This window comes from Coleofasciculus sp. LEGE 07092 (genome assembly GCF_015207375.1).
In the GTDB taxonomy this organism is placed as follows: domain Bacteria; phylum Cyanobacteriota; class Cyanobacteriia; order Cyanobacteriales; family Coleofasciculaceae; genus LEGE-07092.
On record NZ_JADEWY010000029.1, the window covers coordinates 1 to 16810 of the forward strand.

Below are 16810 nucleotides of genomic sequence, written 5' to 3' on the forward strand. Positions count from 1 at the left end.
TTGCCTAATCGACTTATCAGTTGACCTGTAGTAATTTTGACGAGTTAAATACAGGTTATGCTTTCAAACTATTGTTTTGTCTAGGTTCGGGCGCTTGGTGCGGCTCGAGTGCCGTTACAAGCGCATTTACTAATATAGCCCCTCTATTAGCCACTGTCAACCTTTTTGACTATCTTTTTTTTAAATTGTCTGAAATTCCTACCAGAGTGCCTTTTGAGCTAAGTTGGGTTGGGAAAACAAAAGACATTGGTTAAAGTGAGTTTTTAGAGATGGCAGCCTTACCTCCATTGATAGCGCTAGACCCTCTTTTGCGTAGTTGGTTGCTAGAGGATATCGGTCGAGGCGATCACACAACCCAAGGCTTGTTCAGCTCAGAGATTCGGGTAGGGCAAGCTGAATGGACTGCCAAGGAATCTGGTGTGATTGCGGGATTACCCATCGCTAGGCGGGTATTCCAGCTATTGAGCGAACAAACGCGCTTTATTCCTACTGTTGAAGAAAGTGAACCCTGCCGTCCGGGACAGATAATTGCTCATCTACACGGTTCCCTTGATACCCTACTGATGGGAGAACGAGTCGCCCTTAACCTCGTAATGCATTTAAGTGGTATTGCTACCCTGACACGCCAGTATGTAGACAAAATTGCCGATTTGCCGACTCAACTGGTCGATACCCGCAAAACAACACCCGGGCTGAGGCTGTTGGAAAAATACGCTATTCAGCTTGGAGGGGCGACTAATCATCGATTAGGGTTAGACGATGCCGTGATGATTAAAGACAATCACATTGCTGCTGCTGGTGGTATTAAGGAAGCGATCGCTTCCATTCGTTCTCAAATCCCCTATCCCCTGACGATTGAAGTTGAAACAGAAACGATTGCACAAGTCAAAGCAGCCCTTCAGCATGGAGCCGATATCATTATGCTAGACAATATGCCACTAGATACAATGCGGCAAGCCATACAGATGATTCGGGCTGCCAGCGACCGGATTAAAATTGAAGCCTCCGGCAATATCACTCTAGAAACAATTCGCAAAGTGGCTGAAACTGGAGTAGATTATATTTCCAGCAGTGCTCCAATTACGCGCTCAACTTGGCTAGATTTAAGTATGAATCTAGTGCAATTTGGCAAAACCAATCCACTCCTCTAGATTTTCTCAAATTTAGATACATATTTTCGTTATAAAAGAATTTGCACTAAAATTGTCTATCTCTACCCTAATGAACTCCACGCTTGAAGAGCTAAAAAGAAAATTTGAACAGGCGTTGACGGCAGCTTTTGGTGATGATATTGCTAGAACCGATCCCATGTTAGTACCCGCCAGCAATCCTAAATTTGGCGATTATCAATCAAATGCTGCTCTATCTCTTGCCAAACAGCTTGGTCAGCCACCACGAACGATTGCTGAACAAATCGTTCAGCATCTTGATGTAGCTGACATCTGTCAAGAACCTATTATCGCTAGACCTGGTTTTATCAACTTTACGCTGAAGCCATCCTATTTAGAAACAAAACTCAATACCATTCAAGCAGATCAACGCTTGGGAGTAGCATCCACTAAGCAACCACAGCGGGTCGTCGTAGATTTCTCCAGCCCCAATATTGCCAAAGAAATGCACGTTGGTCATCTGCGCTCCACAATTATTGGAGACTGCATTGCCCGCACTTTAGAGTTTCGGAATCATGATGTCCTGCGGTTAAACCATGTTGGGGATTGGGGTACCCAATTTGGGATGTTAATTACTTATCTCCGGGAAGTTTGCCCAGAAGCACTAACCAAATCAGAAGCTGTAGACTTAGGGGATTTAGTTACATTTTATCGACAAGCAAAGCAACGATTTGATACAGATAAACTATTCCAAGAAGCTTCTCGGCAGGAAGTAGTAAAATTGCAAGCTGGTGCCGAAGATACGCGGCAAGCCTGGCAGTTGCTGTGCGAACAGTCGCGCCGGGAGTTTAAAGTTATTTATGACTGGCTAAATATCAAACTCACAGAACGCGGTGAATCCTTCTATAATCCCCTACTACGGGGTGTGGTAAAAGACTTGGAGAAATTGGGTTTGTTAGTAGAAGATACGGGTGCTAAATGCGTCTTTTTAGAAGGATTTACTAATAAAAAAGGTGATCCTTTACCGTTAATCGTGCAAAAAGCGGATGGCGGTTATAACTACGCAACGACTGACCTGGCAGCATTGCGTTACCGCATCGAACAAGATGGATCTGAGCGAGTTATTTATGTCACGGATGCTGGACAAGCTAATCACTTTGCTCAGGTGTTTCAGGTGGCACGAAGAGCGGATTGGCTTCCCGATAATGTCGAAATTGTCCATGTCCCTTTCGGTTTGGTGTTAGGGGAAGATGGTAAAAAACTGAAAACTCGATCTGGGGAAACTGTACGGTTGCGGGATTTATTGGATGAAGCCATTGCTCGTGCTCGTGCAGACTTAGAAAACAGACTTCAAGAAGAAAGTCGCACGGAAACAGAAGAATTCAAAACCCATGTCGCTGAAGTCGTTGGCATTAGTGCTGTCAAGTACGCTGACTTGAGCCAAAATCGCACCAGCAATTACGTCTTCAGTTTTGGCAAAATGTTGTCTCTCAAGGGCAATACGGCACCTTACTTACTCTACGTCTATGCCCGAATTCAGAGCATTGGTCGCGAAGGGAATATTAATTTTGATCAGTTAAGGGGAAATAGCGATATTTTTTTGAAAAAAGATGAAGAATTAGCCCTAGGAAAACATCTGTTACAGCTTAGTGAGATTCTCTACGGAGTTGAACAAGATTTGCTCCCCAATCGCCTTTGTGAATATCTGTATGAATTGAGCAAAAAGTACAACCAATTTTATGAACACTGTCCCGTACTTAAAACAGAGGAACCTGTACGAACATCGCGATTAGTTCTGTGCGATCTAACTGCTCGCACGCTAAAGTTAGGCTTATCTCTCCTAGGAATTTCAGTACTGGAGCGAATGTAAGCTATTCCAGATTGGCTTTAAACTGGTTTCGGTAGATGTACTGGCGTTTAATCCCTTTAATGCGATTGCCGGGACAGTTTCAGATGGCAATTGACCAATGGCTGCTAGAACAGCATCAAGCTGGAATATATCCCCCAGTTTTGCGCTTTTACACTTGGGCATCTCCAACAATTTCACTGGGATATCATCAGCATCGGTGGGATTCTGCTTGGCAACAATTAACGTGGCAAGGAACGCCAGTAGAACTGGTACGGCGTCCTACGGGGGGACGAGCTGTATTGCACCAAGGAGATTTAACCTACATGGTGATAACATCAGGACTGACGGGTAAGCGCCTTGACGCCTATCAAAAAATGTGCGGATTTCTAATTCAGGGTTGGCGCTCGCTCGGTGTCGATTTGCACTACGGTTCGGCAGGACGGGACTATATTCGCAATCCCAATTGTTTTGGCATCGCTACGGGAGCAGATTTAGTAACAGCCAATGGCTATAAGCTCATCGGTAGTGCCCAATTACGACGGGGGGATGCAATTTTGCAGCATGGTTCTATGCGTTTGGAACCGGATACCCAGTTGTTTGAGCAAGTCTTTGGGGAAACGTTATCATATGTTAATTTACCTATTATCCAAGAGGGAGATGCCTTAATTCAAACGGTAGTTGAGGTGTTAACAAATGCTGCGGCTGATTGTTTTGGTGTTGAGTTGGTAGAGCAGCCGTTATCGAATGAAGAGTGGCAGAGGATTTTGAGGCAATCAAGTTTAGAACTGGGTTCACCAGTTGGCGATTTTGGGAAGGGTACAAGGGGAAGGGGGAGTTAAGTTGTCCGTATTTGCCAGTAGTATCAGGGAAAAGAATTATAATAGAAACCTTAACTATTTTTAACCCTTTATCCTTTTTTATTTTCCTTTTAGCTCTGAATTATCAACAACTCCTTCTCGCATAGTGGTTTGTAAGAGTCTGTCTCTAAGATGACTTATCTGATTGATTCCCGTTTCTTCCCCAGCATCACGTCCGAATCTGCACCGGCATGAGCAAATATGTCATCTTCATACCACCCAGAGGCGTGAGAATGGCAGGGCTGTTGGCGGCATTCATCTGCATTTGAATATCAGAAGTAGAAAGTGCCTTCAATCCATCAATCAGGTACTTAACATTAAAAGCAATATCTAAGCTGTCACCAATAATTTGAGCCGACAGGGACTCGGTGCCACTGCCAACATCTCGCGCCTCTACCGATACGTCAATCTGCTGGGCATCACTATCAATGCTAAATTTGACAATATTATTCTTCTGGTCAGCCAATACCGCAATCCGTTCCACGGCACTGAGCAGTTGACGCCGATCCATAATAACCTGGCGCTGAAACTGGTCTGGAATAAGCTGACGGTATGCCGGGTACTGTCCTTCCAAGGTACGGCTGGTTAAGCGGTATTCTCCTCCTTGGAAGATAATCTGACCCTGCTCAAACTGCAAGTCAACCATATCATTTGATTGACGCATCCCTAACATCCGTTCAACTTCCCGCAGTGTTCTAGCGGGTAGGGTTAACTCAAAGGAGGGAATCGGGGTAGAATCTTCTTTAACTTCGCCGTCTTCTTCTTCGCTGTTCTCCGTTTCCTGTCTACTATTAGAAGTTTGTACCACAGCTAATCGATGTCCGTCAGTAGCCGCAAATTCCAGGCTATCTTCAGAACAGGTGAGGTGAACGCCAGTGAGCACCTGCTTGGTTTCGTCAGAACTAGTGGCAAATAAAGAACCGCCCAATCCTTCACTTAACGCTGTTACAGGAAGTTGGAGATTAATCCCAGCTTCAATTTGTGGAAGTTCTGGAAATTCTTCAACATCCATTCCCCGCACTTGGTAACGTCCGGATGCAGAGGTTAATGCCACCAGGACACTACTGGCATCATCATCAGCGCTTGCTTCTCCAACTTTGTCTTCTAGGGTAATGTCTCCTTCTGGTAGGCGAGACACGATATCATTGAGCAGTTTCGCTGGAATAGCAATTGCTCCATCACTCTCTACATTAGCTGCAAAGCTGGTTTGAATACCCAGGCTGAGATCGAAGGCAGTTAGACGTATCTGCTGAGTTTCCGTATCTCCTATTAGTAAGACATTCGCCAGAATTGGATGAGTGGGACGGGAAGGAACCGCTCGGAGTACCAGCGAAAGATGGGTATTAAAGTCACTTTGAGTACAAACCAGTTTCATAGGAATTTCAATAAGTTTGAATGTTGTGAAGCTCGAAAGCCCCAGTCCCTGGTAGCGCAGCAATACGTCAGCGCGGTAGGTAAACTCCCGTATTATCGATAAGGGTTAACTGTGGGAAAATGTTACGAGCTTTACTAGGATAGTGCCGAGATTGGTTCTGGTCAACCATCTCATTTCTGCACGGGCATCTCATAAGTAGTGGCTGATTTTTGCCTTTTAGACGCCTCCAGAAATAGGTTGTTACCTTTTTTACCAATTGGTTAAAATAACTATCGCCGGAGAAACTGTGGAAAATGTGGAAAAATTCTTGCCAATTTCTTGACTAACTCTTACAAAATAAGCCGTTGAGGAATCGATTAGTTGTGGAAAAAGCTGTGGAAAAAATAGGAAACTTTTCCACACAGTATTTATACTTAGTCGCTAATTTCCAGCTCATTCACTGATTTTTCACCTCTAGGGTCTTAAGTTTGGTTTTGGGTTTTGCTGGCAAGGTTAATGCGATCGGTGAGCTGACGCAGTTTCTGTACCAATGCGCCATCAGTTTCCTGTAACTGAGCAATTTTATCGCAACTATACATAACTGTAGTATGGTCTTTACCGCCAAATTCTTCTCCAATTCTAGGCAAGCTCAAATTCGTATACTGTCGCATCAAATACATGGCGATTTGTCTAGACCAACTGATTTCTCGACGGCGGGAGTTACCCTTCAAATCATCAATTGAAACATTAAATGCATCTGCCACCGTACTTAAAATCACATCAGGAGAAGCCTGTATGTTCTTTAGGGGTGGGTTCAAAATCGGTGTAATGTTTTCTACTGTCATCGGCAACCCTGAAATTGAGATATAAGCAACTGTCCGAATTAAAGCTCCCTCCAATTCCCGGATATTAGAGGTGTATTGGGTGGCGATATACTCAATGACAGAGCGGGGCAAGCGTATGTTTTCGTACTCTGCCTTTTTTTGCAAAATTGCCATCCTGGTTTCGAGATCGGGGGGCTGAATATCAGCAATCAAACCCATTGAGAAGCGAGAACACAGACGTTCTTGCAAGCGAGTCATCTGGTTGGGAGGGCGATCGGATGCCAAGACAATTTGCTTGCCTGCTTCGTGCAAAGTATTGAATGTGTAGAAAAACTCTTCCTGGGTATATTCTTTACCTTCAATGAATTGAATATCATCTACTAACAGCACCTCTGCCGCCCGATAATGCTCACGAAAACTCTGCATACTGTCCTTGCGAATCGCGGCAATCAGGTCGTTGGTAAACTGTTCGGTAGAAACATAAGAAATTTTAGAATAGGGAGAATTTTCCAAACGAAAATGACCGATTGCCTGCATCAAGTGAGTTTTGCCCAAACCCACACCGCCGCAAAGAAAGAGGGGATTAAATTCGCGTCCTGGGGATTCTGATACTGCCAAAGCGGCGGCGTGTGCCATGCGATTATTGGAACCAACGACAAAGCGGGAGAAAGCATATTTTGGGTTTAACTCTGTAGGTTTGGGTGGTTGGTTGGATGAACTTTCTGAAGTGTTTGTGTCTGCGGGAAGTCCCCAAGACAAATCGGCATCGTCTGCTATCGAGTTGTCATCCCCCGTACTAGCAGTCAGGTAAATTTCCACTGGCTGACCCCAAATATCCTGTACAACCTCTGCGATCGTTTTGATATAGTACTTCTGTAACCAATTTCTGGCAAAGGGATTGGGGGTGCGAATCACCAAACAATTATTTTCGAGCTGCTGAACGCTGGTACTCTTGAGCCAGGTTTCAAAAGTCGGGCGACTTAGTTGCAATTGCAGGCGCTCCAGCACCTGAATCCAGAGCTTTTCGGGGGACGTTTCCACAGGTTTTCCTCTACCGTAGTCTTGACAAGTTCTCCTAAGTTGAGCGATTTAGAGATGTTTTATCACAGTGTCTCTCTAGTTCTCCAGAGTATGGCGTCTTCATACTGCGACTATTCGCCTAATGCCTCTTTACCAACCCAAGGGATGTAAAGGTTAAACTTTACCATTCTTTACACAGGCACGTTTATTTTATGTCGAACTAGTTACAACTCCAACGAAGTTATAAGGTTTTGTGCCGTACATCTCCTTATGATGATAGAGATGAACCCTTCTTTCAATTTCCCTTCATTATGACTGAATCACTACAGATCGCTCAGTTAGGCAACCCCATCTTGCGACAACCAGCCCAGCCGATCGATAATGTTCGAGATGAACATTTTCAACAGTTAATCGACGCCTTGATTACAACGGCTGTTGTATCGAGCGGCGTCGGGATTGCAGCACCGCAGGTATCTAAATCCTATTGCTTGTTTATCGTAGCGTCTCGTCCCAATCTCAGGTATCCCCATGCTCCAGCGATGGAGCCAACTGCTATGATCAATCCTCGAATCATCGCTCATTCCAATGAACGAGTCAGAGATTGGGAGGGTTGTTTGAGCATTCCAGGTATTAGAGGTTTAGTACCCCGGTATCGAGGGATTGAGGTTGAGTACACCAGCCGGGATGACAAGCTGTATCGAAAAGAGTTAACCGATTTTGTTGCCAGAATTTTTCAGCACGAATACGATCATCTAGAGGGTATTGTGTTTTTAGACCGGATCGAGAGTACTCAAAACTTGATGACTGAGCAGGAATACCAAAGACGGATTATCGAACAGCTTGGCTAATAGCAATGACTTATTCAGAGCTACTATCTTGATGGATATCAAAGTCTTGGTTTATATTTTTGGATAAAGGGTTGTTAGTATCCTGAAGAGTGGTGTTTGTTAAGGTATCCTCAGTTGGGGTTGGAACTGAAACAATATCTAATGCAGAGGGTTCTCCTAAGGGGGAGACTGGGGATTCCTGCCGATGGATGCGAATTTGGTGCAGGCGGGGTCCTTCAGCCGATACAACGGTTAATTCTAAATTGTCATGTTTTAACGTTTCACCTTGTACGGGAATTTTTTGAAACTGGTACAGTAAAAAGCCTCCCAGTGTTTGGTATTCGTCAGTTACAGGAAAGTTTAAATCTAGAAGTTCGTTCACTTCTTCTAAGTCCATTTGAGCTTGCACTAGGAAGGTTTGCTCATCTAAAATTTGTAGGGGTAATTCTTCTGTACTCTCGGGTTCGGCGTTGTCACCGATGATTTCGGCGACCAAATCTTTGAGGGTAACTAAACCCGCCGTACCTCCAAACTCATCTACAACCATAACCATAGCTAAGTGCGATCGCTGCATTAATGGCAGTAGCTCACTCAGGGGTGTTAATTCCGGCACAAACCGAGCTGGACGAATCCACAGATCAATGGATGTTTCTAGGGTTAACTTTCCTTGAGATAAGGGTTGAGCTAACTCTTTGAAGTAAATAATACCTCGAATATCATCTAGAGATTCACCGGTCACGGGATAGCGAGAGTGATTGGTATCAGCAATTTCTTCTAGCAACGTCTGAAAGGTTGCAGTGCTGGGAATTGCCTCAATGCTCGTGCGGGGAACCATAACCTCTGCTGCCACAACCTCACCAAATTCAAATACATTGTTGAGTAGCTCTCGTTCTTCTGCTTCGAGTCCGGTAGACTCTCGCTCAGTGGTGATAATGAGCTGTAATTCTTCGGGTGTTACTTGGTTATACCAGCTTTGACCGGTATATTGGATACCTGCAAGCCGTAATAGCAAGCGGGTTGATTGGTTCAAAACCCAGATGAAGGGATTAAAAAACCGAGCGATCGCCACACTGGGGGGACCTAAAAATCTGGCTAGCTGTTCGGAATAAAGCAGGGCAACGGATTTAGGACAGAGTTCACCCAACACAATTTGCAGGTAAGCAATGAGGAGAAATGCCACCGGGATCGCCAGAGAATGGGCAATTAGCGCATTGAGTTCTGGGGATAGGGGAAGTTTTACTAGAAGCGCTCCCACCAGAACTGCCATTGTACTTTCACCAATCCAGCCAAGTGCCAAACTTGACAGGGTAATGCCTAGCTGAGTGGTTGAAAGCAGACGATCAATACTGCGTTGCAGCACTTGAACGGTTCTCGCTTGAACATCACCCGCATCCACAAGCTGATTGATGCGCGATCGCCGCACCGATACCATAGAAAACTCTGCCGTGACGAAAAAGGCATTGATTGTAATGAGGAGGAGTACCGATAACAATCGCAACAGAATATCTTGACTGGTGAGGTTAGTAGAAGCACTCGCTGTCAAGAGAACCATCAGGTTGGTAACCATAAGATAGGTAAGGGGTAGAAAGCCAAAGCAAAAGCGGTTCTATCGCTTTCCTTATGCTATTCACAACGGCACCCTGTTAAAGCCTGATCAGGCTCAGTGTGTTGTGCCATTCCGTTTAACATAAAGTAGCGATAGAACCGCTGCCGATAATAATTTTTTACAGTTGCCTTCCCCGTGGCAATTTACCTTGCTACGGGGATTTCAGACATTTTTAACTTGAGTTTTTGATCGGGATAATCTGTGAGCGTGAGGGAAAGCTCTTTGGCGTCATCCAGCAAAGCTGTTGGGATGCTCACCGTACCCGAAAAGTCTTCCCCACTTGCTGGCAATTCTCCTGGCAATCCTTCCGTAATCGCGCTGAGGGCTCGACCCTTATCATCCGTCACATTTAAAAAGCTGTAAAGAAACCGTACAGAATCGGCTCCTTCATTTTTTAAATTAACATTTAGCAATAAAGAGCCTCCCTGTAGATCGGTAGAACGAACCTCCAGTGTTACTCCCCGATCCTGAGCTTTGAGAGGTAAATTTTGACTAGAGCTTGTGCTAGTAAAGGATGCCTCAGGAGTCAATGCCTCAGATGTCGATGAATTTTCTTCAGTATCAGACTGGCTGCTCTCTGGTGCTGACTGATCTTGACTCTCTGCTTTGGTATCCTTGCTATCTGCCTGAGACTCTTCGCCCTTGCCATTAATGTAAGCATGAACGTTAACCAGAATATCTTCTTCCTTTAAGAGCGTTACCCCTTCCTTGCCAGAAGAAGTCGGCTGACTATCTGCCAGTTTTTTGGTGGGGCGGAAATCCGGTTGAGTAACGCCTTTAAGGGCTTCATGACCAAGAGAAAATCCCCACATAGAACTTACAAAACCAGCACCTAACATCATCGTCAAAAGTATCAAGGTAAGTGCCACAGTCGAGTTGAATTTCATTAGTAATTCAAGTTTCTCCGAAAGGTAACGCGACTCGTGCAGTATGCCCTAGCTGCATTAAAGCTCTTGGCTGTCATACAGACTCACAATCAACATCAAAGATTTGATGCCACTACAGACTAGCCCTATCTATATTTAGTTCCCTGTTTTAGCACAAACTTTTAATCAGGATTATGCTATCAGTTGCTAGGTGCTACCCTACTCAGTTTACAATAGTGGAAAAGCAACCAGGGTTGGCCGAGCGGTTGAGGCAGCGAACTCATAATTCGCCCAAGGCAGGTTCAACTCCTGCACCCTGGATTTGAACCTTTTGGCTGAGAAGTGACCTAACTTAGTGACTGCCAATCCCCTATCGTGGAGGCACTGTTTCAAAGAAAAACTCACTTCCCTCAATTCGGGGACTCACTTGAGGTCGAAAGCGAGCGGATACAGGCAATAATCGAATAGAGGTATCGAAGGGGTTGGCTAAATCAGGGGTGCGAATTACCGGATCACTAGCAAACTGCTGGTTTAAGGCATCTTCATAGAGAATATTAATGAGTTTGGCATCCCGCTCGATTTCCAGCTCGGGAAAAGCAGCTCCCCCCAGTCCACCCGGACCGATAATATAATCAATCTGACGCCCGATGCTGCGGTTGCGGTAAAAGTCCCCCGAATCGTTGAAAAAAGCTCGATTAAAGGACTCTGGAATCGTTTCTAAGCGGATCGGCTCAGAGCCAGATGATCGAGTTTGTGCCATTGTGCTATCGGCTATTCCAGTCGAAGCAGCAGCCACCACCAAAGCACTAAGCAATAGTCTCAACCGCATTTGCATAATCCTCACCCTCACTTTTTCTCAATAATATCTGATACTGACGTTCTCCTGCGTTATACCCAAACGATATAACGCAGGTTTCTCCCTTGGGAGATGGGGAGATGGGGAGATGGGGAGATGGGGAGATGAGTAACACCTCAAAAATTTCTTTGTCCCCTTGTCCCCCTACTCCCTACTCCCCCTGTTCCGATTGGATGCACAGCGTCATGCGAACGGTATCGCTGACAGAGAGAGGAACCCACCAGCTTAAAAGCGATCGCTTAATTAAATCAATGAGTGTTGCTTCGTTAAGAGTTGAGGCATCTTCATCCAACATTACCCGTACTACGCGACCTTTTCTGACGGGGAATTCAAAAACCATTTCACCCTTCAACCCAGACGGCAGGATTAGCGGTTGTAAGTGTCGCACCATATCTATCATGGCTATGTTGTCCAATCCCGCCACATTCTTAACGTACAGTTGGGGGTGAGAGGGGGTTGGTGTCACAGGAGAGAGATTGGCTTGAATATCCGCAAAGAAGTTGTCGATGAGGTTGTATTGGCGGAGTTCGACACCTGCCTGATTCGCCGCTAAACGGATTTCACCGGCGCAGATGGTATTGAACCCAACAATTGCAGCACCTGTGGCAGCCGCTAAGTCAACATCTGCTTGCGAAATAGCTCCAGCCTGCGCTAACAGCACCCGCCGCCGTATTTCTGTTTGAGGTAGCTGCGCGATCGCCTCTACTATCATTTCTACAGAGCTTTGAACATCTGCCTTCAAAATCAAATTTAGTTTCCCGCTCTCGTCGGTATGCAGAGGCACCCATCTGTCGTTCACCGCCTTAACTGTATTGATACTTGAGCGCAAGGCTGGACGTAAACTCCGAAGACTTTTCCCAGAAGAACCGTTGCTTGGATTGACATAATTTGTAGATTGTGTATATAAAGTTGAGCCACTCAGAGAAGTACCCCCAAAAATTCCCTCATAGCGAACTCCCTCCGGCATCTCGACTGGCACCCGTACTGAGAGGCAATTGCCTTCAGAATCAAGTTTCACTTCTTCACTAACGACCCCAAACGCCGTGTAAGGCGATAATAACTGGTAAGTTAGGGCTGTCTGGGTGACGGCATCGACTCCAGCTTTCGTTTCGCAGCGAAACATCTGATTCATTAAGTCTTTAATCCGCGCTCTGCCCCAGAGTTTGGCAATAGCCGGATTGCCAGTGTCTTCAAAAGCGAGACTGAATACCTGGTCGTAAAAATGCCCCCCTGCTGCCCTGCCAGTAATGCGCAGCGTGCCAGTATTAATCGGGAAAATTCGACCAAACAGGACAAGGGGTTGCTGGGCAAACAAATCTGGGGGGGTTACAGGATAAATAATCGCCTCGCCACTACCATCCCAGGTGACTTGAATATCAGTCAGAACTGGATTGTTGATGTGCTGTAAGAAACGAGTTGCCACCTCCTGAGAGGGTTCATTCTGACGTACAATTTGAGCGGTTCCCCGTCCAATTTCAGCAAGGCGATTGAGGAGAAAGCGATTGGGTGAACTCCCCACGCCAAAACTGTAAAGGCGATTTCCGGGTTGTAGATGCTGCTGCACCTCTGCTAGGATTTCATTCTCATTGCCAATATATCCATCCGTTAGTAGCACAATACTACGCAGGCGTCCCTCTGCTGCGGCTGGAAAATTCAGGACGGCACGAATGCCATTGAGTAAGTAGGTGCCGCCATTGCCACGCAATTGATTGATGTAGTTGATGGCTTCAAGTCGGTTTTGGGGCGTATTGGGTAGGGGTTTAGGCGATAGTTGGGTAGCGATATCGGCAAAATCAATAATGGTAAAGGTGTCGTTGGGATTTAGCCCGTTAATAAACTGGCGCATCAGCTCCTGAGATTTCCGCAGGGGATCACCCATTTGGGAACCGGAGGTATCGATCAGGAACACTACATCTTTGGGAATGATTTCATCAGTGGGGTAAGTTAAGGCGGGGATGAGATAGGCTGCAAAATGACCGCCTTGTTCGTCTGTCTGAGTGAGTAGTGTGGCAGTGGTGCGATCGGTTGCTATTCGATAGCGCAAGATTAAATCTTTGTTGGGAATCGTACTTCCTTCATCTAGTTTTACCCGCACAATCTGCCCGTCACGTTCAATTTTGATGGAGTGAGAGGGAGAGTGTACCTCAGAAATGGGAACACCTCCATCAATTTCTACAGTTACGCTAATATAATGTCTTGAACAGGTACTGGGAGGGATAATTGGAGCGGTAAGCCGGGAAGCATCAGCAACGCGATCAGTATCGCCACTTTTATCAATCGGAATACCAGGGATGAAGCGAACTCCTACAACCATCGGGAAGACAAATTCACAGTCTCCATCGAAAAAGGTGAGGCTTTCGGTATATCGGATCGTTGCAGTAATAGTTTCTCCGGGTTTAATATTTGCCAGGGATTGGGTAAAAATATTATCCCGTTCTTGTTCTAATAACCCAGCCGTGCGCCCCTCTTGGTGAGCTTGTTCGTAGATGGATTGAGCGTCTTCGCGTTTTTTAATGCTACTTTTGAGGATGCGATCGCCAATTTTAATGTTCATCTCATCGACAGCCGCTTCATCCGGCAAGGGGAAGAGGTAGATAGCTTCTAGGGGCTGGGTTAAAGGATTTTCAAACGTCTGCGTTACTTCCACTTGCGACAGGTTGCCTGCAATTTTGGCTTGAACACAGGTATGTTTCAGGGGGAAGACAAGTTGTTGTTCGCTGGTTTTGGCGTACAATCCTGCTAGCGGTTGATTGGAGCGTACTGGTACATTCGCTCTCATGAGCATATCCCTCATAAACTAGGCAAATGGAATAATTCCCGCCTGCAACCCAGTTGGAAGCTTTATTGGCAGGTTGATCCTTTATGCTAGCGTTAGAAAATTTGATACATCCAGGGAAAATCAATAATCATTAAACCCACTCCCCATTCCCTAACGATTGACATCACCCAACCGTGATGCAATCAACCGATCCATCCAGCTTTCCAAATACAGCCGATTTTTCTCCTGTTCTTCGGGATCATTCGTATCTAGGGAATAGGGTGCCAATCCCACAATTGCCGATGTTGTTACGCAAAACATCGACTTTTGGAAACTCTCACAAATCTGCACCCGCAAGTCATCTTCGCCCCGAAGAGATCGCTTGTAAACCTCATGTAGATAGTCCGGCAGGTAGTGGCGCATATCCTGCATCAGCAAGGTTGGGGGAATTCCCGAACTACCAATGGGTAATGGATCGGCATACAATGCCCCATACGCAAATCGACTTTGATCGGGGGAAATTTGATTCGCTTGGGCATTATAAGATACCGTACCTAAGAATGGCGTTCCCCGGAAGAAAATAGCTTCCACGTAAGGCACGGCTGTATCTGCTAGAAAAGTCAAACCAGCGGATTTGGGAATGATGTCATACAGGCGATCGCGAATTTTTACAGAGTAGGTAATCGGTTTGTTCGCCGCAGCAACTAAACCTGCCTTGATATGTTCTACGACTTGCGGAATGGATTCAATTTTCCCCTGGTTATAGCGATCGGATAAATCCATGAAAATATCACTCATTACCCGCCAAAATTGACCCAATCCGCTGTAATAAGCCATCTGACGGACTTGTTCCGGCAAAAATTCGGGAAATAGCCAATTAAGACTTTGCATGAGTGGGTTTCCCTGAAACTTTGCCCCAACTGCCGCAGCACATCGTTGCTTAAACTCTGGCGTATCCAGATAGGCATCCAAACCACCGCCACCGTGCCATAACATGGATTTCATACAGTATTCGGCGTATTCAAAATTAATCCGATCATGCCACCAGTGACGCAGTAGCTTCTTGAACGAAACCTCGCCATTAAAGTATTTAAAAAAAGGAAAAAGCACTAAAAATTGATTTTCAGCAATGTAGATGAGATTGCGAGAATAAGCATCAAGTACAATGCCATAACTGTGCAAAATACCCACAACTTCTAACACATTTTCGGATGAATCAGCTAGTAAAGTTTCCCCGGTACTCAGCCGTTCAATGTATGATTCTAAGGGATGATTGCGTTTTTTTTTCTTACTGATTACCATTACGATTCTCGTTACCAAACAGCGTTCTATCAGGAATTTTTATTCTCTGGGATGGTATTTCAATTTCGATCCGACAGTTGAAGTGCAACCGTAGGTGGTGTTGAAACCATAGCCGATGTCGTTGTCTCACTCAAGCCGACAGCCCATTCTGGCTGTATGCCCAAAACTACAATTAAAATCGCTAAAACAATGGCGGGTATCCGTTCACTCCAATACACGCGAGGTAAGTCAATTACTGGAGCAGACAAACGACCAAAAAAGGCACGATTCAGCAGAATTAAGAAGTAAACCGCCGTTAAACCCGTACCCAGCATACATAAGAGAGTTTGCGCTGGAAATACAGGAAAACTGCCCCGGAATACCAGAAATTCAGCGATAAATCCCGCCATGCCAGGAATTCCCGCACTCGCCATCACACCCAACACCATCAGGCTACCAATCAACGGCATACCCCGTTCCCGATTGAATAAACCGTTGAGAACCTCTAAATCGCGTGAACCTGTCTTTGTATAAACGATACCCACTAGAAAAAACAGTAGCGCCGATATCAAACCGTGACTCACCATCTGAAAGACGGAACCCGCTAACGAGATATCGGTGGCAGCAGCAGCAGCAAGCAAGATGTAGCCCATGTGAGCAACAGAACTAAATGCCACCATTTTCTTCATATCCCGTTGAGAAATCGCACTCAACGCGCCGTACAGCACGCTAATTGCTGCCCAAATTGCTAGCCAAGGAGCCAATACCGCCCACGCATCTGGAAATAACCCCAAGCCAAACCGCAATAAACCATAAGTACCCAATTTCAGCAAAACACCCGCTAACAGCATAGAAATGGGTGTTGATGCTTCAACGTGAGCATCTGGCAACCAGGTATGGAACGGTACTAGGGGAATCTTAATTCCAAATGCAACTAAAATAGCTCCCAGCAGTAGCAGTTGTCTACCAACTGGCAGTAATAATGCCATTTCTCGTGTATTCAGATAGGAAAAATTAGGCGCACCGCTCAAAAATACTAAACCGAGAAATGCGGCTAAAAGGAGAACTCCCGAAACCGCTGTATATAAAAGAAACTTGGTGGCTGCATAACCTCGCCGCTGTCCTCCCCAAATCGCAATCAAAAAATACAAGGGAATAAGTTCTAATTCGTAAAACAGGAAAAACAGCAATAAATCTTGCGCCATGAAAGCACCAGCAACCCCGGCATTTAATAACAGAATTAAAGCGTAATAAAACTGAGGGCGTTCCAGATTTTCATCCGTGCTGTAAAGAGCCATCCAAGTCAGCAAGCCGTTCAACACCAACAATGGCAAGGAAAGACCATCGACTCCTAGAGTGTACGTCAATCCTATCGTGTCAATCCAGGGCAGGGATTCTTGAAACTGAAAGTTGGCATTAGCAGCGTCAAACTGAAATAGCAGTAAAAGCGACCCTATAAAAATGCCACTCGTAACAACCAAAGACCCTTGGCGGATAACCTTGGGGGCAACAGTTTTGGGCCAAAATGCCACCAGCCCAGCGCTGATTATTGGTATCCAAATCAGAGCACTCAACATAACTTGACTAGTCTCCTTACTAAAAT

The 16810-nt window shown here is 45.5% G+C and carries 12 protein-coding genes and 1 tRNA gene; 5 read left to right on the top strand and 8 right to left on the bottom strand.

Annotation, left to right across the window (positions count from 1 at the left end):
• Positions 1-269 precede the first annotated feature (269 nt).
• The 3 genes from nadC to IQ257_RS09365 all read left to right on the top strand — a co-directional run bounded on the left by nadC (position 270) and on the right by IQ257_RS09365 (position 3797).
• Positions 270-1151: a carboxylating nicotinate-nucleotide diphosphorylase gene (gene nadC / locus IQ257_RS09355; RefSeq protein WP_193880407.1), complete on the top strand. Its 882-nt coding sequence runs from the start codon at positions 270-272 to the stop codon at positions 1149-1151.
• A 70-nt stretch (positions 1152-1221) separates the two neighbouring features.
• The gene (gene argS, locus IQ257_RS09360) at positions 1222-2979 is read left to right on the top strand and encodes an arginine--tRNA ligase (protein WP_193880410.1); all 1758 of its coding nucleotides are present in this window, start codon (positions 1222-1224) and stop codon (positions 2977-2979) included.
• Between the two features lie 35 nt (positions 2980-3014).
• Complete coding sequence (locus IQ257_RS09365) at positions 3015-3797, top strand: lipoate--protein ligase family protein (protein ID WP_228060564.1); 783 nt, start codon at positions 3015-3017, stop codon at positions 3795-3797.
• A gap of 187 nt (positions 3798-3984) precedes the next feature.
• Here the strand turns inward: IQ257_RS09365 and dnaN are convergent, their stop codons facing one another.
• Together dnaN and dnaA are read right to left on the bottom strand one after the other, a co-directional pair.
• Positions 3985-5190, bottom strand: coding sequence for a DNA polymerase III subunit beta (dnaN, locus tag IQ257_RS09370; RefSeq protein ID WP_193880413.1), 1206 nt, complete (start codon positions 5188-5190; stop codon positions 3985-3987).
• Positions 5191-5651: 461 nt separating this feature from the next.
• Complete coding sequence (gene dnaA / locus IQ257_RS09375) at positions 5652-7034, bottom strand: chromosomal replication initiator protein DnaA (protein WP_193880416.1); 1383 nt, start codon at positions 7032-7034, stop codon at positions 5652-5654.
• A gap of 290 nt (positions 7035-7324) precedes the next feature.
• Here dnaA and def point away from each other — a divergent pair, with 290 nt between their 5' ends.
• Complete coding sequence (gene def, locus IQ257_RS09380; protein ID WP_193880419.1) at positions 7325-7861, top strand: peptide deformylase; 537 nt, start codon at positions 7325-7327, stop codon at positions 7859-7861.
• Between the two features lie 10 nt (positions 7862-7871).
• Here def and IQ257_RS09385 read toward each other — a convergent pair whose 3' ends face one another.
• Together IQ257_RS09385 and IQ257_RS09390 are read right to left on the bottom strand one after the other, a co-directional pair.
• Positions 7872-9407, bottom strand: coding sequence for a hemolysin family protein (locus IQ257_RS09385; protein ID WP_193880422.1), 1536 nt, complete (start codon positions 9405-9407; stop codon positions 7872-7874).
• A gap of 182 nt (positions 9408-9589) precedes the next feature.
• Complete coding sequence (locus IQ257_RS09390; protein ID WP_193880424.1) at positions 9590-10333, bottom strand: hypothetical protein; 744 nt, start codon at positions 10331-10333, stop codon at positions 9590-9592.
• A gap of 227 nt (positions 10334-10560) precedes the next feature.
• On the opposite strand from IQ257_RS09390, the gene IQ257_RS09395 reads away from it, so the two are divergent.
• A tRNA-Ile gene (locus IQ257_RS09395) sits at positions 10561-10633 on the top strand.
• A gap of 49 nt (positions 10634-10682) precedes the next feature.
• Here the strand turns inward: IQ257_RS09395 and IQ257_RS09400 are convergent.
• The 4 genes from IQ257_RS09400 to IQ257_RS09415 all read right to left on the bottom strand — a co-directional run bounded on the left by IQ257_RS09400 (position 10683) and on the right by IQ257_RS09415 (position 16784).
• Positions 10683-11141, bottom strand: coding sequence for a hypothetical protein (locus IQ257_RS09400; protein WP_193880427.1), 459 nt, complete (start codon positions 11139-11141; stop codon positions 10683-10685).
• 178 nt (positions 11142-11319) lie between these two features.
• Positions 11320-13947 carry a VIT domain-containing protein gene (locus tag IQ257_RS09405; RefSeq protein WP_193933006.1) on the bottom strand — a complete coding sequence of 876 codons (2628 nt, stop codon included), beginning with the start codon at positions 13945-13947 and terminating at the stop codon, positions 11320-11322.
• A 150-nt stretch (positions 13948-14097) separates the two neighbouring features.
• Positions 14098-15228 (bottom strand): CO2 hydration protein, encoded by a 1131-nt coding sequence (locus tag IQ257_RS09410; protein ID WP_193873652.1) that lies wholly within the window; start codon positions 15226-15228, stop codon positions 14098-14100.
• Between the two features lie 59 nt (positions 15229-15287).
• Positions 15288-16784: an NADH-quinone oxidoreductase subunit M gene (locus tag IQ257_RS09415; RefSeq protein ID WP_193873653.1), complete on the bottom strand. Its 1497-nt coding sequence runs from the start codon at positions 16782-16784 to the stop codon at positions 15288-15290.
• Positions 16785-16810: the final 26 nt, after the last annotated feature.

What these genes read in the sequence shown, in the direction of transcription:
- dnaN (WP_193880413.1), bottom strand. Translation starts at nt 5,190, where the DNA reads ATGAAACTGGTTTGTACTCAAAGTGACTTTAATACCCATCTTTCGCTG.
- def (WP_193880419.1), top strand. Translation starts at nt 7,325, where the DNA reads ATGACTGAATCACTACAGATCGCTCAGTTAGGCAACCCCATCTTGCGA.
- IQ257_RS09405 (WP_193933006.1), bottom strand. Translation starts at nt 13,947, where the DNA reads ATGAGAGCGAATGTACCAGTACGCTCCAATCAACCGCTAGCAGGATTG.
- IQ257_RS09365 (WP_228060564.1), top strand. Translation starts at nt 3,015, where the DNA reads ATGTACTGGCGTTTAATCCCTTTAATGCGATTGCCGGGACAGTTTCAG.
- nadC (WP_193880407.1), top strand. Translation starts at nt 270, where the DNA reads ATGGCAGCCTTACCTCCATTGATAGCGCTAGACCCTCTTTTGCGTAGT.
- IQ257_RS09410 (WP_193873652.1), bottom strand. Translation starts at nt 15,228, where the DNA reads ATGGTAATCAGTAAGAAAAAAAAACGCAATCATCCCTTAGAATCATAC.
- IQ257_RS09385 (WP_193880422.1), bottom strand. Translation starts at nt 9,407, where the DNA reads ATGGTTACCAACCTGATGGTTCTCTTGACAGCGAGTGCTTCTACTAAC.
- IQ257_RS09415 (WP_193873653.1), bottom strand. Translation starts at nt 16,784, where the DNA reads ATGTTGAGTGCTCTGATTTGGATACCAATAATCAGCGCTGGGCTGGTG.
- argS (WP_193880410.1), top strand. Translation starts at nt 1,222, where the DNA reads ATGAACTCCACGCTTGAAGAGCTAAAAAGAAAATTTGAACAGGCGTTG.
- IQ257_RS09400 (WP_193880427.1), bottom strand. Translation starts at nt 11,141, where the DNA reads ATGCGGTTGAGACTATTGCTTAGTGCTTTGGTGGTGGCTGCTGCTTCG.
- IQ257_RS09390 (WP_193880424.1), bottom strand. Translation starts at nt 10,333, where the DNA reads ATGAAATTCAACTCGACTGTGGCACTTACCTTGATACTTTTGACGATG.